The 20,747-nt window shown below is 39.8% G+C and carries 14 protein-coding genes and 1 tRNA gene; 5 read left to right on the top strand and 10 right to left on the bottom strand.

All coding sequences use genetic code 11. The annotated features are described in order from the left end of the window. The first annotated feature begins 128 nt into the window (after positions 1 to 128). Positions 129 to 953, top strand: coding sequence for an N-acetylmuramoyl-L-alanine amidase (locus tag ACK8HY_RS14645; protein WP_416134091.1), 825 nt, complete (start codon positions 129 to 131; stop codon positions 951 to 953). A gap of 169 nt (positions 954 to 1,122) precedes the next feature. On the opposite strand, the gene idi is transcribed toward ACK8HY_RS14645, so the two are convergent. The 7 genes from idi to ACK8HY_RS14610 all read right to left on the bottom strand — a co-directional run bounded on the left by idi (position 1,123) and on the right by ACK8HY_RS14610 (position 9,621). Then, on the bottom strand, positions 1,123 to 1,656 hold the full coding sequence (gene idi / locus ACK8HY_RS14640) for an isopentenyl-diphosphate Delta-isomerase (RefSeq protein WP_077436827.1): 534 nt from the start codon (positions 1,654 to 1,656) through the stop codon (positions 1,123 to 1,125). A gap of 66 nt (positions 1,657 to 1,722) precedes the next feature. After that, the gene (locus ACK8HY_RS14635; protein ID WP_077436826.1) at positions 1,723 to 3,036 is read right to left on the bottom strand and encodes a nicotinamide mononucleotide adenylyltransferase; all 1,314 of its coding nucleotides are present in this window, start codon (positions 3,034 to 3,036) and stop codon (positions 1,723 to 1,725) included. A 78-nt stretch (positions 3,037 to 3,114) separates the two neighbouring features. Beyond that, positions 3,115 to 3,657 (bottom strand): NUDIX hydrolase, encoded by a 543-nt coding sequence (locus ACK8HY_RS14630; protein ID WP_077436825.1) that lies wholly within the window; start codon positions 3,655 to 3,657, stop codon positions 3,115 to 3,117. Beyond that, on the bottom strand, positions 3,658 to 5,394 hold the full coding sequence (locus ACK8HY_RS14625; protein WP_077436824.1) for a phospho-sugar mutase: 1,737 nt from the start codon (positions 5,392 to 5,394) through the stop codon (positions 3,658 to 3,660). A 33-nt stretch (positions 5,395 to 5,427) separates the two neighbouring features. After that, entirely contained in the window at positions 5,428 to 6,111 is a 684-nt protein-coding gene (locus tag ACK8HY_RS14620; protein ID WP_416134090.1) for a hypothetical protein, read from the bottom strand. A gap of 21 nt (positions 6,112 to 6,132) precedes the next feature. Beyond that, positions 6,133 to 6,897: an enoyl-CoA hydratase/isomerase family protein gene (locus tag ACK8HY_RS14615; protein ID WP_416134089.1), complete on the bottom strand. Its 765-nt coding sequence runs from the start codon at positions 6,895 to 6,897 to the stop codon at positions 6,133 to 6,135. Positions 6,898 to 6,936: 39 nt separating this feature from the next. After that, positions 6,937 to 9,621, bottom strand: coding sequence for a TonB-dependent receptor plug domain-containing protein (locus ACK8HY_RS14610; RefSeq protein ID WP_416134088.1), 2,685 nt, complete (start codon positions 9,619 to 9,621; stop codon positions 6,937 to 6,939). A 194-nt stretch (positions 9,622 to 9,815) separates the two neighbouring features. Here ACK8HY_RS14610 and purD point away from each other — a divergent pair, with 194 nt between their 5' ends. Then, positions 9,816 to 11,090 (top strand): phosphoribosylamine--glycine ligase, encoded by a 1,275-nt coding sequence (gene purD, locus ACK8HY_RS14605; protein WP_077436820.1) that lies wholly within the window; start codon positions 9,816 to 9,818, stop codon positions 11,088 to 11,090. A gap of 93 nt (positions 11,091 to 11,183) precedes the next feature. After that, a tRNA-Glu gene (locus tag ACK8HY_RS14600) sits at positions 11,184 to 11,255 on the top strand. A 93-nt stretch (positions 11,256 to 11,348) separates the two neighbouring features. Here the strand turns inward: ACK8HY_RS14600 and ACK8HY_RS14595 are convergent. From ACK8HY_RS14595 to ACK8HY_RS14585, 3 genes are read right to left on the bottom strand one after another with little or no spacing between them, the layout of a single operon-like run. Further along, positions 11,349 to 12,869 (bottom strand): TlpA family protein disulfide reductase, encoded by a 1,521-nt coding sequence (locus tag ACK8HY_RS14595; protein WP_077436819.1) that lies wholly within the window; start codon positions 12,867 to 12,869, stop codon positions 11,349 to 11,351. Continuing rightward, complete coding sequence (locus ACK8HY_RS14590; RefSeq protein WP_077436818.1) at positions 12,866 to 13,624, bottom strand: LytR/AlgR family response regulator transcription factor; 759 nt, start codon at positions 13,622 to 13,624, stop codon at positions 12,866 to 12,868. Before ACK8HY_RS14590 ends, ACK8HY_RS14595 begins: the two co-directional genes overlap by 4 nt. Before the next feature lie 4 nt (positions 13,625 to 13,628). Next, positions 13,629 to 15,386 carry a sensor histidine kinase gene (locus ACK8HY_RS14585; protein ID WP_416134087.1) on the bottom strand — a complete coding sequence of 586 codons (1,758 nt, stop codon included), beginning with the start codon at positions 15,384 to 15,386 and terminating at the stop codon, positions 13,629 to 13,631. Positions 15,387 to 16,108: 722 nt separating this feature from the next. On the opposite strand from ACK8HY_RS14585, the gene ACK8HY_RS14580 reads away from it, so the two are divergent. Continuing rightward, positions 16,109 to 17,566: an IPT/TIG domain-containing protein gene (locus tag ACK8HY_RS14580; RefSeq protein ID WP_416134086.1), complete on the top strand. Its 1,458-nt coding sequence runs from the start codon at positions 16,109 to 16,111 to the stop codon at positions 17,564 to 17,566. 11 nt (positions 17,567 to 17,577) lie between these two features. Continuing rightward, complete coding sequence (locus ACK8HY_RS14575) at positions 17,578 to 20,739, top strand: SusC/RagA family TonB-linked outer membrane protein (RefSeq protein WP_416134085.1); 3,162 nt, start codon at positions 17,578 to 17,580, stop codon at positions 20,737 to 20,739. The last annotated feature ends 8 nt before the right edge of the window (positions 20,740 to 20,747 follow it).

Genomic DNA, 20,747 nt, shown 5'->3' with positions numbered 1-20,747 from the left:
GTAGACCAATCAGGAACATTTGGCATTTCCCTGTTTTGCTTTAGAAAAAGAAGATTATTGTATCATTTTAGCGTATAATCACATTCATATCCTATTTTGGAGGTATATTTGTACAGAAACATTTCGATATGAGGATAACATCACGATTCAATCTTTTTATTATTGCAGCATTGATTACATCTTGTGCAGGCAATAAATATGCTAAAACGGAGAAAGTATATAAGAAACAGGCAAAAGAGTTCGCTAATTTGTATCGGCAATCTCCGGTATCCGGACAGCTGGAAAAAGTAAATGTGAAAGATCAACAATGGATTGCCTCTATCAATTTCGGTATCCGGAAGCCTAATTTTGTGGTCATTCACCATACAGCGCAAGATTCTCTGGGACAGACAATCCGTACCTTTCACTCTGCGAAAGCCGGTGTAAGTTCACATTATGTTGTGGGACGGGATGGTAAGGTGGTGCAGATGGTAAATGATCTATACCGGGCTCATCATGCAGGTCTGGGTAAATGGGGGAATGATACTGATCTGAACTCCGCATCGATAGGTATTGAACTGGATAATAATGGGACGACCGACCCCTGGACGGATGCACAGATAAATGCGTTGATTCAGCTGCTGAACTATTTGAAAAATACCTATAAGATTCCACAGGCAAATTTCATCGGGCATATGGATCTGGCACCTTCACGTAAAAATGATCCCTCACGGTTCCCTTGGAAAAAGTTGGCCGATCAGGGATTTGGTTATTGGTATGAGGAATTTTCAGAAACACCGCCTGTTGACTTTAACCCCAAAATGGCATTGCGTATCATTGGATACGATGTCAGTAACCTCGATGCGGCAATAAAGGCGTTTAAGATCCACTATATTCAGCAGGATGTGAATACCGCATTTTTGAGTGAAAACGATCTAAAAATTATGTATTCCATCTATAAGAAATATCTATAGTTGGCTACTCGAGGGTATAAAAAGAGAGGAGCATTTGTGATAGAATTGCTCCTTTTTATTTGTAGGGCTAGCGGCCCCTAGAGCTTCTATTATGGTGCTATTCATGGAGTTTGGCCATTACAAGGAGGACGTCGCTGTGCTTTTATCGCTACATGGCTTTTGGGATACCTTACTTCTTGTATTTGTCCAAATAGGTCTCAAATACACGTTGATAGATCATTTTGAACCAAGGGGTAAATTTCTCTGGAAAGTGCGTGATCTCATCTTTAATCTGTTGTTGATCCAAATATTGTATAGCAGCTACTTCTGCAACATTAAAATCAGATTCACCGTTGAATTTGCCAATAAGTACATGATCAAACTCATGCTCTGTAAGGCCATTGTCAAACTCGGCTTTGTATACAAATGAAAATGAATCATATAGGTCTGATGCTTCTATACGAAGCTCCTCCATCAGGCGCCGTGTGGCAGCTTCCAAATTACTTTCGCCAAGCCGTTGATGGGAACAGCAGCTGTTGGTCCATAATCCACCACAGTGATATTTGTCTAAGGCCCTTTGCTGTAAGAGCAGCTGACCCATGTCATTGAATAAAAAGACACTGAACGCCCGATGCAGCAAGCCCTTTTCGTGAGCTTCGTATTTCTCCATACCCCCAATGACAGTGTCATTGGAATCGACTAGTATTACATGTTCTTGCTTCATAAGGCTCAGATATAAATATAGTCCAATTTAACGAAATTGGACTATAAATTATAGCAAAGATTTGCACTATACGGTTTTTACAAACTTCTCGTCGTAATTTTCAATATCAATGATATAACCGTTTTTAATTAAGAATTCAAATAGCGGTTTGGCTTCTTCGGAGACGGGCATATTTTGCGTCGTGATGATTTTATTTTCCTTTTTCAATAGATATGGATAAGCATAAAGCTTTACATTTTTATTGAACATACCGGATATGTAGGATAATAACTCGTTGGTATAAAGCTCTTTGTTATAGTTGTCCGAATTGAAGATGTTTTTTAAGTTATAAACGTTTGTTGCAATTCCGATATTTTTGGGTTTAAAGTTACTAATAAACTCAGCGAGATGGTTATTTCTACGGAAGTTGCTGACAATAATATTATTGCCTGTAGCGCATAATTCATCTGCTCTCGATGCAAATTCCTGTAGATCTTCATCTGTGATTTCATGTGTATCCTCCAGTACATTTCCCATTAATACCTCGATCAATACGATGGTATCCTTGTCTGTTGCTCCCGTATTTTTCTTGAACTGCTCTACAGCAAGATTAAATAGGTCAAAGTTAGGAAGTGATTTCTGACGGTATTTTGTACGTAGCAAGATGATATTCTTTTTGTACAAATAATCCTTGATCTGTACTGCTTTTCCATCTGGTTGGAAAATAGCGGCTTTCGCAAACCCTTTGGCAATTAGGTATAAGTTGATCAGCCGTTGATTGACATTTTCAAACAAAGGGCCATTTAACTTAACAAGATCAATTTCTACTGATCCGACAGATAGATTGTCGACCAGGGATTCAATCATGGTCTGTACATTTTCCGTATAGTAGTAAGCCGCAAATAACAAGTTTACGCCAATAATACCCAATACTTTTTGTTGCAGCTGATTGTCGCTGTCCAAAAGCCTGACATGGACGATGATATCATTGGTGGGGCCACCGACTTCGTGCTGAAAACGGAGACCAATCCAGCCATGAGGCTCATTGGTTTTGGTGAAGTTCAGCGTAGTAACAGTATCTGCAAAGGCAAAGAACTTTTTGTTGCAATACTTATCACCATGTAGTCGTTGCGTCAGCAAATCAAATTCATGAGAAAGCATTTTTTGTAAGCGGGTTCTGCTGACATATCTGCCATCCTCTTCCTCGCCGTAAATCGCATCACTGAATGCCATGTCATACGCTGACATTGTTTTTGCAATTGTGCCGGAAGCAGCCCCTGCATTGAAAAAATTACGTGCGACTTCCTGTCCAGCACCGATCTCAGCGAAGGTTCCGTAAATCTCAGGATTTAGATTTATTTTCAGGGCCTTTCGCTTGGTTTCAAAAATTTCTCTTGCCATAGCACAAAGGTACAAAAATCAAAAGTCTAGTGAAAATTAAAGTATGAAAGGAAAAAACAGAATAAAATTAGGCTTGTTTTATAACAAGCCTAATTTATTAAAAGCATAGAATAAAGCGCTACTATGTAGTGCTTGGCTAAATTTATTCTCCAGCAGCATTGTTTTTGCTTCTTCAAGTGGGATAAGGAATACTTCGATTTCCTCGTGTTCATCCAGTTCCTGTTCCTGCACTTTACGTCCACCTGTCATCAGATAGGTATATGTAACGTTGCCACTTGTTGCGGGGTTGGCATAAAGGCTCGCAATCTCTTCAATGTTATCGAACTGATATCCCGTTTCTTCGAGCATTTCCCGGATTGCGGCATCTTTTGGATTTTCTCCCGGTTCCATTGTCCCGGCCGGAATTTCCAATGAAATCATACCGGCACCATGACGGTATTGTTGGATCACCAATAGCTCATTTTTCTCGGTAATGCCGACCATATTAACCCAATCCGGATATTCTAGTACATAATAATGGTCATTGATGCGTCCGTCGGGGAGCTCGCAGGTATCTCTGCGTAACGTTGCCCATGGCTCCTTACAGATATATTCAGATGATAATTGTTTCCACTTCTCCATTTAACCAACAATATCTTTCATCATACGGTCTACCTTTTCTTCCAATATTTTTTGAAGGCTTAGGTAATCACTTTTATCTTGAAGCGTTCCCTTAACCGAACAATAGAATTTGATCTTGGGCTCTGTACCCGAAGGTCTGGCTGAAATCACATCACCATCTACCGTGATAAACTGTAAGACATCCGATTTTGGAAGGGTAATTTCACTTTTACTGCCTGTTTTCATATCAGTCGTTTGTGAAAGCTCATAGTCCCGAATTTCTTTAACTTCGATTCCTCCGAGTTTGGCTGGTAGATTTTGGCGTAGACCGGCCATCATGGCCTGAATTTCTTCGGCTCCTGCTTTTCCTTTTTTTGTTAAGGAAATCAGTTTTTCCTGATAGCAGCCAAATTTCTGGTAGATATCTAATAAAACTTCGTAAACAGTCTTGCCTTTTGACTTAAAATATGCGGTCATTTCTGCTAGGAAGGCACAAGCATTCGGGGCGTCTTTATCGCGGACCAAATCACCGACTAAGTAGCCATAGCTTTCTTCCCCACCGGCAAGATATTGAGCTGAATCACCTAATTTTGTCATCAATTCACCGATGTATTTAAACCCGGTCAGTGTTTCATAATGCGTAACTTTGTAATGATCTGCAATATCAGACTGGAGGTTGCTGGTTACAATGGTTTTCACAATATAAGGATTGTTGCCCAATTGTTTTAAATCACTTTTTGCACTTAGTACATAATAGATTAACAAACTGCCGATCTGATTACCATTGAGTAATTGAAATTGGCCCTGACTATTTTTAATAGCAATACCTACACGGTCCGCATCAGGGTCGGTGGCCAAAACAAGGTCCGCATCAATCTCTTCACCTTTTTTCTTTGCTAAGGCCATAGCATCTTCTTCCTCAGGATTGGGGTAAACCACAGTGGGGAAGTTTCCGTCTGGAGTTGCCTGTTCTGTGACAATAGTAACGTTTTCAAAGCCCCAGGAAGCAAGCATTTTGGGAACGATTGTAATTCCGGTACCATGGATCGGAGAATAAACAATTTTTAGATCCTTCTGCGCATGTACAGCCTCTGGATGAATACGCAATGCTTTATTTGCCTCAATATAAATTGGATCGATTTCCTCGCCAACCGGAATAATATTTTGGGTATTCCCTTCAAATCGGATGTCGTTTACGCTGGCAATTGCATTGACTTCATCGATCACGTTTTTATCATGGGGAGCCGTCAATTGACACCCATCGTTCCAATAAGCTTTATAGCCGTTGTATTCTTTGGGATTATGTGAAGCTGTTAACATGACCCCGCTTTTGCAGCCAAAATGACGGATAGCAAAAGAGAGCATCGGAGTAGGGCGTAGTTCATTGAAAAGATAAACCTTTATACCATTTGCGGCAAATACTTGGGCAACAAGCTGACCAAAGGATTGTGAGTTATTGCGGCTATCGTAGGATACAGCTACTTTTATTTCCTCGTTGGGAAACTGTTTTTTTAGATAGTTTGATAATCCCTGGGTCGCTTTCCCAATCGTGTACTTATTCATACGGTTGGATCCTACACCCATAATCCCTCTTAAACCTCCTGTTCCAAATTCAAGATCCTTGTAGAATGAATCAATAAGTTCTGTCTCTGCCTGATCATCTATTAATTTCTGGACGGAGGTTCTTGTTTCCTCATCATAATTGGAGGTTAACCAATCGTCGATTTTCTTTTGTATGTCTTTATCTAAATTTCCCATGCTCTTAAAAATGGCTAAATGTAAAAAATCTTTTTATGCATCACAACCTGCATACGCGCGGTCTATAACTGTAATATACCATTTTTCTCCTTCTTTTGTTACATGAAAAACAAAAGGCTCTTCGCTTTCATTGGACGTCATGATCGCACGATAGCTTCTGGCTTCTATATTTCTCAGCCGCTGCAATTCGGTCCGATTAATTTTTGCATCTAAAATCTCGTTCATGAATTTAGCCGTTTGTGACAGTTCATTCGGACGGGACTTCTTATCATAAAAAAAGCCTAACTTATCCCATTTCATTGTTCCACAGTCAAAAGCAGGGAGTTTTCCTGCTTTTAACGGTCCTTTGTAACTCAGTTTTTCATACGAATGATATTCTGGGACCGGTTTGGAAAAATTAAAACTATTTTGATGCACATACGAATCCAATGCTCCCGGACGATATATGATATAGATCCCTAATTTTGGATGTATATAGTTATTGATCGTTTTACTGTCTTGTTCAGTATATGCTTTGGCAATTTTTTCCAGTACTTCTTCCAGCGTTTCTGTATCCTCTTTCTTTATTTCTTTTTCGACCGTGTCCGGTTTACTTATCGTATCCAATGGAATAGAATCCTGGGCAATTTTGACTGCCTTGTCTTCCTTTTTATTGTTTCTACAGGAGACCACACTGATGGAGAGACAGATAAGAACAAAGAAAAAGAGATTTCTCATGTTATTTTCGTTTATTAAATATTATTTTTTTGAAGTCAAATTTTCGATGATCGACTTTAATATAGACCGTGTTGACGGTAGCCACCATTGTTCGAGAATAGCCTGAATCGTCTCTTCTCTATTTTCACGCAATTTAAGAATTATTTCTTTTCGGAAGTTTAGTTTAGAGGTTTGCCAGGTTTTTTGATTAAACTGTGCGATCTGTTTTATTTTCTTCGATGCGGTATTAAAAAGTATATCTGCCGGTACGACTTCGTCCACCAAGCCCTGTGATTTTGCTTCAAGCGGCGAGAGCAGTTTTCCTTCGAGCAGATTCTGATAAGCATGTCTTTTCCCGATCCAGAAAGCATAAAGTTGGAAGATACTTTCAGGTACGATAAGCCCCACTGGTATTTCATTGAGTCCTATCACGAAATTCCCTTCAGCCATAATCCTATAATCGCAGCATAGGGCGAATACACAGCCTCCAGCCGGACTATGGCCCGATATGGCGGCGACTATCGGTTTCGGGAAAGATGCCAGTAGGGAAGTGGCCTCCAAAAAAAGATTCCAGAATTCCCGGATTTGATCCTCATCATAATCAAATAAGGTGATCAGGTCAAGACCTGCGCTAAAAAAGTTCTCCTTACCGATAAGAATCGCTCCGCGCACAGCATCGTTAGCCTGATTAGATTCGAGGGTCTCTATCAGCTCTTTTAATAACTGTGTATCGATGGCGTTGGACTTTCCCCGATCCAAAAAAATACTTAAAATATGGTCTTCTATTTTGGTTTTGATATGCTGCATAACGAATTTATTTAAATTTATAACGGTTTGTTCGGATTGCTATTGTGATTTTACTTCTATTAAATATTCAAGATGGGCAATTTTGCCTTCCATGTCAACGCCTTCGACTGTAATTTTATAGGTTCCGGGTTCATCGGAAGTAAAAAAATCAAATTTGGTTTTCCCATTTTTCTCGGTCACTAGATTAGGTTCCCAGGCGATGGTTGTTCTTAGGTCGCGTTTAAGTTCCTGTTTTTGTGTGGTGTTATATTGTGGTTTGAAAAAGATGCGGTTTACATGCAGTCCTTTAGGCACAATGGTGACGATTCCTGTAGGTGTATAGGAGGCTGACATTGCATCTCCGGATTTACTTGTAATGACCAATACACCGTTTCCGCCATACATACCATAGATGGCGGTGTTGCCGATGCTCCTCAACACCTCGATACTGGCAATGTCCTGAACATTGATCATGTCGAGCTGATCCGCCTCGATGTACATCCCATCTAAAACAACCTGCATGGGACTACCCCCGTTCATTCCCATCGAGCGGGTACTGTAAGGAACTCCATTTCGAAAAATAACGCCCACCAGTCTTCCTGCTAGACATTGCTCCAGGGTTGTGCAGGTCGATAGATCTTCGGCTGACAAGACCTGATCAGCATGGCCCGGACCATTGAGATTTCTTGAATTTTTGTCCGCTTTATTGGTCCGCATCCTGTTAACCTGGACTTCCTCCAGTTTAATACTTTTTTGAATGATGCCGGCAGCTTCCAGTTCCGTCAAAAATTGCTGGCTACCTTTGAGCTGATCAATCAGTCTGCTGTTGACATCATTCGCAATCAAGGGTTGGTCTTTGCTTTCAGTAACAGCAGGAGCTGCGATCTCGTCAATAAGTATGTCAACCCTGTTCTTTTCCTTTTGACCCTTCCCGGTTACGATAAATTTGATGCTATCGGCGAATAGTAAGTCATCAAAAATAAATCTACCATCATTATTTGTGGTTGTGTCTATACTCAGCATTATATCGCTGGTTGGTATTAAAGTCACTTTAGCATTGGGAACAACTGCTTTTCGTCCGGTTTTCTTGACCGTCCCAGAAATTGTGAGACCTTTTTCCGGTCGATACAGATTATTCGTTGTACTGAGATAATTCTTCCAGTCCAGTTTACGCCAGCCTTGGATCAACATGAGGTTGTCAAGCTCATTAAATCGGATGTTATCCAAATCATCAAAATAGTAATTGGGGCGCTCTACAAAACCACGGAGATCAGATTTTAGGAGGAGCTCGGAGACAATCGAAGAATAATATTGATCTGTGGTGGAATCAACTTTACTGAGGTTGACTACAGCGGCTGAGAGCGCCGCTATTTTTGAGGTATCGCTACTACCATCTTTAATGGAGAGGCTTGCGATGACCTGCTCTCTCGTAGCAAAGGAGGACTTGTTTAATTGGATGGCTATTGGGAACAGTGTTTTAGGTGCATTGTAATTAAAGACAAGTCTTTCTATGATGGGAGTCATCTCCTCATTCAGTACGGAAAGTTGAATCACTCCCGAAGGAAGATCCTTTTTGGGAATGTTGAACAGGAGCTCCGGTCCATTTAACTTTTGCTTTACAGCATGTAGTACGATTCCATTGTATTGGGCAATTAGATAAACATCTTTTCGGCTGACCAGATCGTTAGTGGCGGATAATTGGGCTGCGATCTTGTCTTTTAAACCGGCATTGACGGTGAGCACATAACCAGATACTGCTACTGGAGGTAGTGCTGTCCTCACAGAACTTCCGTCCGAAAAGACTGCAGTGACCATGTATTTTTTTTCGGAGCTTAGAATCAGTGGGATACTTCCCATGCCCAGCACATTGGTTTCAAATTCGATAAAGGGAGCTTGGTTTTCTTCTGCGATTTGGATTTTTGATTGAATACCCAAGCCCGAAGGGCTTAGTACTTTGACGCCGGTTTTGCTTAGGATATTATTTACAAATTCGCCGCTTTCAGGAAAAATCTGGATACTGTTTTGCTGATTTGGATTCGGGATAGTAAAGCTCTTTAGCACACGTCTTTTGTCTAAGGAGAGGAATTGCAATGTTAGCAGGCCTCCTTTAAAGTTATCTTTGAGTTCAAGTGCTATTGTTCCATTTTCATTGGATTTTAACCGGCCTGTTTTTTCCTTTTGGCCATTTTGTTGGAGCGTGTAGCTTATACTGCTGTTTATTAGAGGCGCTCCCTGAATTGTCTTTAGATCGATCTGGAAGAAATTTTCATTTCCATTTTTAAGCAATGTGCTTTGGGTTATGACATTATCTGCTCTCCCGTTGGTAATAGGGATAATACGCTCATAGAAATTGGATATGGAATCATTTTGCATCCAGCGGGTGTATGCTCTGATTCTATATGTGCCTTCTACTAGTGTGTCGGACAGGCTGAGATCGCCAATGCCGAGACCCAATGTGAGTGGGATCTTGATACTTTTAACGACGTCATTTGTTGGAGAGATCAATTCGATATTGGCGATTTTACTGATGTTGCTCAAGTAATTGAAGGGCGCCGTGGTACAATACATTTTGAACCAAATACTTTCACCAGCTGAATAGTCATTTTTGTCTAGATGTAGATAAATTTTTTCTGTGACATGATTTTCACGGTAGGTCTCCAGTTTCTGTAATGTTTGATCGATTTGAGAAAAGGCCCATAACGGAAGAAATAGGCAATTGACTAACAACAATATTCTAGCGTACATATGACCAATGTTTCTTGAAAATTAGAAAATATTTTTCCTTTAATCAACTTATAAATCAAAATATTATCTAGGTAGAGTTGCTAAACGATCTGTATGGATGCTTCGATCTTCATTTGTGCTGAAAAATAAATTTAAAATCTGTTTTTGAACCATCTTTTGCCTGAAAATTAGCATAAAAAAAATATCTTTGTGCTATGAATATCCTAATAATCGGTTCAGGAGGTCGGGAATCTGCCTTCGCCTATAAGTTGTCGAAAAGTCCACGTTTAGGTCAATTGTTTATAGCTCCAGGCAACGCTGGTACAGGAGCGTACGGCCAAAATGTCAATATTAAAGTTACTGATTTTGAAGCTATCGCTTCCTTTGTCTTGGAAAATGCCATACAAATGGTTGTCGTAGGTCCCGAAGAGCCTTTGGTAAAAGGTATTCATGATTATTTTTTAAACCGTACAGATTTAAAAGATATTCCGGTAATCGGCCCACAACAGGAAGGAGCTCAATTAGAAGGCTCAAAAGATTTTTCAAAACAGTTTATGGATAGACACGGTGTACCTACTGCTGCATCGCGTTCTTTTGATGTGGACTCTTTGGAGGAAGGACTGGTTTATCTAGAAAGTCAAAAGCTACCGATCGTGCTTAAAGCCGATGGTCTGGCTGCTGGAAAAGGTGTTTTGATCTGTGAAACGCTTGATGATGCTAAAGCCGAACTAAAAGCGATGATTGCGGATTCCAAATTTGGTGAGGCAAGCCGAGTTGTCGTCGTTGAGGAATTTTTAAAAGGAATTGAGCTATCGGTATTCGTATTGACTGATGGTAACTCGTATAAGGTATTGCCTTCTGCGAAGGATTATAAACGCATAGGAGAGGGAGATACGGGTTTAAATACAGGTGGAATGGGATCCATTTCTCCGGTACCTTTTGCTGATGAGACATTTTTGAATAAGGTAGAAGAACGTATCATCAAACCAACTGTTGAGGGATTGAAGAAAGATGGTATTCCATATAAAGGCTTTATTTTTATCGGTTTGATGAATGTCGATGGCGAGCCATATGTCATTGAATATAATGTTCGTATGGGCGATCCTGAAACAGAATCTGTATTACCGCGTATTGAGTCTGATCTCTTGGATCTGCTAGAAGGTGTTGCACAGGGAAATTTAGACCAACGTTCTTATACCGTCTCGCCAAAAACAGCAGTTACGGTGATGTTAGTGGCAGGAGGTTACCCTGGTACCTATGAATCCGGAAAGGAAATTGTGAATATGGAGAATGTCAAGGAATCTATTGTATTTCAGGCAGGCACCAAGGAGTTGGATGGTAAGGTTGTCACCGCTGGTGGTCGCGTGATTGCTGTTACCACGTTACAAGACTCTCTTTTTGAGGCTCTTCAACAGGCAACAGCAGATGCTGGAAGGATCTATTTTGAAGGAAAGTATTTCCGCCGCGATATCGGTTTTGATCTCATCTAAAAAATATTTAAAATTATTTTTGTAAAAATAATTTTAAGATCTATATTTGCAACTCCAAAAAACAAGAAAGCTTTTGGAGTTGCATTAAAAAATGGCCCGTTCGTCTAGGGGTTAGGACGCAAGATTTTCATTCTTGAAACAGGGGTTCGATTCCCCTACGGGCTACAAAAGAAAAACCTGCAAAATATCAAATTTGCAGGCTTTTTTGTTTTAGGAGGTAGATTGCCAAAATTTGAAGTATAAAGTGCTTCGTTGTACTTAAAGCTTCTTTTTCAATTTCTCCAAACTCAAACTTTGCATGGATAGAATGGAATGGTAATCATAAGCTCCATTGGGCTCAAGCAAAATATAGGAAGGAAAGCCTGTTTTGTCAAAAGTATTCATTACTTCAGTTATAACCTTAGAGTCGACAAAAACATGTGTTCCAGGCTGATCTAGTTCCAGGACTTTATTCCGCCATTTTTGTTCATCTGTTCCTGAGGAGCTACATAGGTATACAAATTCTATGGGAAGTCCTGCATCGTGAATCTCCAGCTGGAGTTTTTTCCCAAAAGGCATCGCTTGAATACAGGGCATACACCATGTAGCCCATATATCAATTACAACTAGCTTGTTTTTAAAAGTGGATTTTAAAGCTGTTAGGAGTTCTTTACCAGACTTATGTTCGTTTAAATATAACTTAGAATTGGACTTGGTTTTTAGTATTGATTTGCCAAGGGAAGAATTTTCTTTATCTATGGATGATTTTACGTTTATGGAGTCAATTGCTTTGATTTTTTTTGCTAAGTCCGTCATTTGCGAATTCAGGTAATCTTTCGACCAATTATAACGCATGGTGGGCTTTAAGAGCTCGTATAGCTGAAATTTCTCTTTTAAATCACTATCGTCAAATTGCAGCTTCCCAAGATCAGCGTAAGTAGGAGGAAGCGTCTCGTCGTAATATTTAGCCAAGTTTGTAACACTAAATTTTTCCTTAGTCCCTTTGAAACCAACTGAAGCCATATATCTGTTCAGAAATTGAAGATATTCATGAGAATTATTTGAGATAGCATAAACTGGAATGAGTAGTTCGTTTATTGAATGAACAGGTTTAGCATTTCGATATAAATAGTTTAATTTTTTTGCATAATATGCCATATTTGTCTCCCCGTCAATCAATGTCTGCTGCGTATGGTCATAGGCCATGTAAAAGTCTTGGTTAACTTTTTGTTGAAAAGCAAATAAGCTATCCAGTATAGTCATATAATTGGAGTCTTCGGTTGCTAATACATTGATTTTATTTGAGAAATTTGCGTTATATTTTTTATTAAATAATATGTAATCATTCATAATTCGATTTTTGTCTCCATCTTTTCCTGCGAAGGTTACTCCCTCGCCATTGAAGTAAACAGCGTTTTTCTTCAATTTATTGAGATCAAAGGTGAGTACAAGTTCGTCATCACTGTAGAGGCAGATATAGGCATAGCTCCCAAATGATAACCAAATCTGACGATTTGGAAGCTTTTCGGGTAGTATAATCAGGAATGATCCATCTTGTTCAAGAGCGATTTCGTAAGTAGATTGTATCGGATTTCCAATGTTGACAACAGCGTACTTTACAATGATATCTTTTAGATCTGTCGAATTTCCATTGATAACCCATCCCTTAATTTTTGAATGGTTTTTTTGGGGATATTGCTGTGCGTACTCGGCATGCGTGATAGGTTGTTCCGATTTATTTTGCCCTAAAACAATTAAAGGGAAGATGCTTGTGATAAAATAAAAGAGGTAGGCTTTCATGATTTATTGTGTTTGTTTAAAATCTGATATACATATTCTTTTTTTTGACGAGCAATAGGTATTCGTGTGCCATTGTTCATCATGAGATAGGCCCCTTGGCCTTTAGTTACCGATACAACATGTTCGGGGTTGACAAGATGACTTTGATGAGAGCGGATGAAACCATAAATAGCTAACATGTCGTCGTACTCTTTTAACGTTTTACCAATAACGATTGATTTGTTATCTGTAAAATATATTTTAGTGTAATTATTGTCCGCTTGGCAATGAACGATATTAATAATGGGTATATATTGGGTTTCCCTTCCGGTCGCAAGTGCGATTTTATGTGTACTGCGTTGTTCATTGTTTAGATTCTGTATTAGGTTTTCAAGATTAGCATTGTGTTTTTTACGCTTAATCTTTTCGGAGGCTTTATATAGTGCGGCTTCTAATTCGATAAGATTAATTGGTTTTAGTAAGTAATCCAGCGCTGAAAACTTGATCGCCTGAATACCAAACTTATCGTATGCTGTAACGAAGATGACTTCGAAGTTTCTTTTGCCAAGTTCTTGGAGCAGGTCGAAGCCGCTTTTATCGGGCATTTGAATATCCAAAAACACCAATTCGGGCTGTTGCTGCTTAATCAATAGAAGCGCTTCGTCCGCATTGCCGGCTGTGCCGACAGGTTTTAAGAGGTCAGTATAATTATCCAAATAACTCTTTAGGATTTCGATGTTATTAATTTCATCGTCTACAATTATATAATTTATCATAATATTAGGGTTTGGCTATCCAGTCGGATATAATAATGCAGATTTTAGTAATTCCTGAGTTTGATGTTCTATGGATCTGAAAAGTGTTTTCGGGATAAAGCTTGCCCAGCAAGATTAATCGTTCCTCAGTAAGCCTTAGTCCATATCCACTGGTGGGTTTTGTCATCTTCACATTAAATCCCTTCCCATTATCGGAAACGCAGAGAAATAAATCTTGCTCTACTTGCTGGGCGGATAAGGTTATCATTCCTTGGGAGCCTATTGCCGCAATGCCATGTTTTACTGCATTTTCTACTATTGGTTGAAGTAACAAGCTTGGGATTTCGATCAAATCACCATGTACTTCTAAGTTGTTTAGTATTTCATATTTGAATCCAAACCTTAATTGTTCCATTTGTAAGTAATCGTCCAATAATTGAAACTCGTGATTTAAGGTGTTCATCTCTCTTTCAGCATTTTCTAGAGTGGCCCTGGTCAATGAGGAGAATTTGCTCAGATAATAATTGGTTCTTTCCTGGTCAGTTTTTTGAATAAGGTTTTGTATAGAGTTGATTGCATTGAATATAAAGTGAGGATTTAATTGGGACTGGATATTCCGTATCTGAAGCATCAGCGCTTGTCTTTGTTGTTCAAGCTTTTTTAAGCGTTTGCGGCTTCTATATCGGACAAGAATAAATATAGTGATGATAATTACGATGCTGACACAGAGTATTGGAAATAAGGTCGACCAAAAAAATGTCGCTGAAAATTGCTTAGGAGCGGGTGTAACGCGATAAGGGATCCTCAGAACCTCATCCGGACCGTATTTGCCGATATTCCCTGTTTTATGGATCAATAACTCATATTCTCCAATTTCATTTAAATATTGGTTTGAAACTTCAAATTGTTTGGATTGAGTCCACCATTCTAGTAGGATCGTGTCAACTATATTTTTTGTTTTTTTGATCAAATTGATGGAATAGGGGATCGTTTCGTGATTTTGAAATTCAAGGTTCAGAGAAGAGATGCTGTCTTTATTAAAAGTCAAATCTAAGGGTACTCCGGTAAGCTTATCATATTGTTGGATGTAGGATTTATTCAAAGTACGGTCCAATAGATTAAAATAGCCGTATTGACCAGCTCCACGGGCGATAATTTGATCTAAAATGGGACGTACATTTTTCCGCCAATCTAAAATATAACCATCTCTTATATTGTATACTTTCCGATGTTTGACTTCCACTAAGATCAGTTTATTTGGAAAGTTAAAAGTTCCAATATCACCATAGGTTTCTTTGGCTCCATAACTCATTGATAAGGCCGGTATCGGTGACCAGGGAACAAGTTCAATGCTATCATTTTCGATAACGCGGTACATAAAATCCTGATGGTTATTTTTATTGATCCCCATAGCGATTATTGTTGCATCGGAACTATCCGGGATAAAATAACTATTATATTTTTTTGAAAAATTTTGAACTTCAGGCGAGATAAAATTCTTCAATTTTGGATTTAGTTTTATACCCAGGATTATTGGTGAGTTGGGAGTCGCAGATAAGCCTTTCCCAGGTAGCTTTTTTGTGTTATCGAAGCTGTCGAAAATATGCCAGATATATTTTGCAGAAGTAATGTACCCCACTTTAGTTCTCACCATTGTCTGGGCATCAGTAGAGTAACCGCTAAAATGGAAATTGTCTCCAAAATAATAGTCGTTCCCTTGGGAATCTTGTGCCGAAATTGCAAAAAATTGAAATAGTAGAAATAATAAAATTGCCGTTCTCATCCTTTAAAGTTTACAGATCGAAAATGCCTAAAATAAATTGAAACAACGAAAAGGAATGAGTAATCGGATCGATGTAATTAGTATTTGGAAATACGATTAACAGATTTAGCTATTTAATAGCACTGGTTTTCCTGTTTGATACAAACAAGCAGATTATTGAGATAATTCGATAGTCTCAAAAATTTTACGTTAGCTACTTTTGAGTAATCAATTATAGAATATAATACCCTAGGGAAGCACCTAGAAACACAGATTAGAGATATACCCATTAAATTTTTGCTGAAAGAACGAATGCTATTGTGCTAGTAATAGATATCGCTTACATGTAGCGACCATTTGAACGAATGAAGAGAGTTATACTAAGAATTGCGGGGAGTATAATGCTTGGAATTTAAAAACGGAAATAGAAAGTATTAGAAAAGTAATTTAAATAAATTAGGAAGACTTTGAAGCTATTGCACTAAAGTCTTTTTAGCTGTCAAAAGCTAATACCATTTAGCTTGTAATTTTAATTAATCAATTATGTGTAAACTTTTAAAAGGAGTTCGCCCTCCAAATGGGCGGGCGTCGATTCGTTCGTCCTAAAATTTCCGACGTAAGGAAAACCAGTTAAGTCCCTGACATGCTTTCAACGAGATAAGCCTAAAGAAAAAATATCCGGAAGCGATCCACTGGGATACTAAAAAAAGTATTTGAAATAAATTTTAACCAATTAATAACTTATGAGAACAAAACAAGTAGCGAATAGAGCCTTGTGCCGATTTGGTAGACTCTGGGTCTTTATGATTCTCACCTTTGGTCTTTGGGCCTGTAAGAACGATACAACAGCAATTATTGGAGAATCTAAGCCTTTTGATCCCACAAAACCCGTCACCGTGTCTGATTTCAGCCCAAAATCGGGTGGCATGGGGCAGCGTCTAATTATTTATGGGCAAAATTTCGGAAATGATCCGAAGAATGTTAGCGTGTTTATAGGTGGACAAAAAGCAGTCGTTATTAATGCTTTAGGCGAGTCATTGTATTGCCTTGTTCCCAAACAGGCGTTCGAGGGCGATATCGAAGTGCGTGTTGGCGGAACCGAGAAACCTGTCATCGGCCGAGCTGAAGCAAAGTTTGATTATAAGCGTAAGCTGGTGGTATCCACACTTGCCGGTTACAGGAATGCCCGCGGTGACGAACCTTGGAAAGACGGTAAGTTTAAAGATGCTGACCAAAACAAAATGGCCAGTGGCTTTTGGCTTTCCTCTTTTATGAAGTTTGATCCCATAAATCCCAAACATCTGTGGGTGACCTTTGATGACAATAATGGCCTCTATCTGATTAATTTTGAGGATAGCACAATTACCAAAAAACGTTCCGATTTTAGCCGCCCACGTAGTGTAGATTTTTCGATAGATGGGAAATATATGATCGTAGCACAAGACCGGGGCGGAGAGAATGATGAGTCAACGTTATTGTTTTCCCGAGCAAGGAGCTTTCTCGATAAAGAAGTGCTGACCAAAAGCAAACAGTGTAATGGGGCTTCCATTCATCCTGTGAACGGGGAAATGTATTTTAACAGTTATGCAAAAGGAGAGTTCTTCCGTTTTGATCTCAATCAGTATTTCACAGATAAAACAGTAAAAGCTGAGCAGTTATATGTGATTCAGGATCCGGAATGGGAATATCGGGCCTTGATCCATCCAACAGGAAACTACGCGTATATTTTGGTGATTAATCAAGGTTATATTATGCGTGCGGATTATAATTGGGATAAAAAGCGGTTTAACCAACCCTATTTAGTTTGCGGAAAAGTCCGTGAATCTGGTTATAAAGATGGGGTAGGATCCTCAGCTCGTGTCAATCAGCCTTACCAAGGGGTATTTGTCAAAAACCAGGCCTATGTGGAAGCCGGTAAACCCGATGTCTACGATTTTTATTTTACCGACCTTATGAATCATGCCATTCGTATGCTTACGCCTGAAGGTGCCGTAACAACTTTTGCTGGCAGGGGTAGTTCAAGCCTGAATACGAATCCTTACGGCTATGTTAATGGTGATCTGAGGGCTGATGCTCGTTTTGATCGACCATCAGGCATTGCCTATAACGAAAAAGAACAGGCTTTTTATATTGGAGACCGTGAAAATAGGCGGATTCGTAAGATCGCATTGGAGGAAATGGATGAAAATGACCAAGATTAACCTGTGATAAGATGATGAATAAAATAGTACTAACATGTATAGTGCTTCTCAGTTTCAGCTGGACTGTGTTTGCACAAGAAACTGTTGAGGTAAGGGGTGTCATTGTCGATACCCAAAGGTTGCCGCTTGTCGGTGTCAGCATCTCGGTGAAAGATGCTCCCGGCTTGGGGACGAGCTCGGATAGCAAGGGTAACTATAAGATAAAAGTAGAGCGTTACAAAACACTCGTATTCTCTTCTGTGGGATACCAAAAGAAAGAAGTACTTGTGAAAGATGCACAAATCATTGATGTGAGTTTAAAAGAATCGGAGACCAGTGTACTGGATGAAGTGGTAGTAACAGGTACTGGTACTCAAAAGAAGCTGACATTGACTGGGGCCGCAAGTGGAGTGGATGTGGAGACAATGAAAGCTAACCCAACTTCAAGTATAACGAATGCACTTGCCGGTAATGTGCCCGGTGTCATGGCGATGATGCAATCCGGTCAGCCCGGTAGAAATATCTCTGAGTTTTGGATACGTGGTATTTCTACCTTCGGTGGCGGTAGTGCCGCTTTAGTTTTGGTAGATAATGTCGAGCGCGATATTAATGATATAAATATCGAAGATATTGAAACGTTTACCGTGCTTAAAGATGCGGCCTTGACAGCAATTTATGGCTCTAGAGGAGCAAACGGCGTTATCCTGATCACAACAAAACGTGGTAAAGAGGGTAAAATCAACATCAATTTTAAAGACGAAACCATTTATAACACACGTACAATTACGCCTGAATTTGAGGATGGCGTAACCTATGCTAACCTACTAAATGAGGCCCGGATCACGCGAAATTTTGAACCGATTTATCGTACGGAAGAGTTGGAGATCTTGCGCTTGGGATTGGACCCAGATCTTTATCCTAATGTCAACTGGAAAGACCTGTTGTTGAAAGATGGTGCCATGACTTACCGGGCAAACCTTAACATGACCGGAGGTGGGGCTACAACGCGTTATTTCGTTTCGGGAAGCTATGTAGATGAAGGTGGTATGTATAAAACGGATGAAACACTGCGCAACGATTATAACACAAATGCGAACTATAAACGTTGGAATTACCGTTTGAATGCGGATATCAACGTGACCAAAAGCACCGTATTGAAAGTTGGCGTCGCGGGATCACTGGACAAACGGAATAGCCCAGGCCTGGGCGATCAGGATCTATGGGGTTCTTTTTTTGGATATTCTCCGATCAGTACACCAGTACTGTATTCCAACGGCCGTGTACCAACGATAGGAGATGGCAATAAGATCAATCCATGGGTCATGTCAACACAGTCGGGATTCAATGAAAATTGGCAAAACAAAGTACAGACCGACGTTACAATTGAACAGAACTTTGATTTTATTACCAAAGGTTTAAAACTCAGAGGGATTGTCGGCTTTGATACCTATAATAATAACAATATCACGCGTATTAAATTGCCTGAATTATGGCATGCCGAACGCGCACGTGATGAGAATGGGAATCTGATTTTTACGCATAAGGCTAATCCCAGGGAAATGGAACAGGGCGGGTATTCCGAAGGAAATAGACGGGAGTTTTATGATGTTATGATTAATTATGACCGTAAAATTGGAGATCATAATTTGGGTGCAGTAGCACGTTTTACCCGGGATGCTTTTACCAAAACAGTTGATTTGGGCAATGACATCAAAAATGGGGTATCCCGACGTAACCAGGCATTAGCGGGAAGATTGACCTATAATTGGAAGTCACGTTATGTTGCTGATTTCAATTTTGGTTATACGGGTTCGGAAAACTTTGCCATAGGGCAACAATATGGTTTTTTCCCCGCTGTAGCAGCAGCATGGAATATCTCCGAGGAGCCTTTTGTAAAGAATAATGTTCCTTGGCTGAATTTGCTTAAAGTACGTTACTCCTGGGGTAAGGTGGGAAATGACCAACTTAAAATAGGCGATAACAACGAACGTTTCCCGTACTTATATACGATTGAGGAAATCTGGCGTAGAGATGATAGGGGTAACCTGATTCTGGATAGTAATGGTCAGCGGATTCCCGTAGGGGGGTATCAATGGGCAGATTACGGCCTAGATCGTTCCTATGGCGGTATTCGGTATAGCCAGGTGGCTTCGCCCTATGTCACATGGGAAATGGCGACCAAAAATAACCTGGGTTTGGATATCGCTTTATTGCGGGATAAAATTGTCGCCAACTTCGATTTCTTTGATGAGAAACGTACCGGCATTTATATGGAACGAAGATTTTTGCCAAGCATGGTTGGCCTGGAAAGTATTCCAAGAGCGAATGTGGGTGGAGTAAAATCACGTGGTTTTGACGGGCGCCTCGAATATAAGCAGAAGATCGGCGAACTAAACCTTACGGCACGTAGCAATATCACCTATAGTAAGAACGAAATTACGGCAATCGATGAGGAAAATAACGTATACGGTTATCAAAATCAAAAAGGTTATCGTGTCGACCAGTCTATAGGATTAATCGCTTTAGGCCTGTTTAAAGATTACGATGATATTCGCAATAGCCCGAAACAACAGTTTGATAATAATCCGCCAAATTATCAGCCCGGAGATATAAAATATAAAGATGTCAATGGAGATGGGATAGTGGATGATGGTGACCGGGTGGCCATAGGCGCAACACGGCGGCCTAATTTGGTTTACGGTCTAGGTACTTCGCTGAGCTGGCGGGGATTTGACCTTAGTGTCCATTTCCAGGGATCGGGGAAGTCTACTTTTTCGATTTATGGAAAAACGGTACAGGCTTTTCGTGAGGGTGAATGGGGGCAGGTGATGAAAGGCGTCATGGGCGATAATCGTTGGATTTCAGCCGAGATATCGGGTGATCCGTCAACCGAAAATCCCAATGCATCTTATCCACGTTTAAGCTTTGGAGACAATATTAATAATTTCAGAGAGTCAACATTTTGGTTGAAAAACGGACAATATCTTCGTTTGAAAACCTTGGATATTGGTTATACATTGCCAAAACAGCTTACCAATCGGATTAAGGCCAATAGCATTCGCTTCTTCCTCGTTGGCTCAAATTTATTGACCTGGTCAAAATTCAAACTTTGGGATCCGGAGCTGGCCACCCCAAGGGGCGAAGATTATCCCCTGCCCAAGTCCTTTACATTTGGCATCAATATTAACCTGTAAAATTAGAA

This window comes from Sphingobacterium sp. NGMCC 1.201703, from assembly GCF_047784615.1.
In the GTDB taxonomy this organism is placed as follows: domain Bacteria; phylum Bacteroidota; class Bacteroidia; order Sphingobacteriales; family Sphingobacteriaceae; genus Sphingobacterium.
The sequence above is the reverse complement of the archived record's forward strand: the minus strand, read 5'-3'. Positions and strand labels throughout refer to the sequence as shown.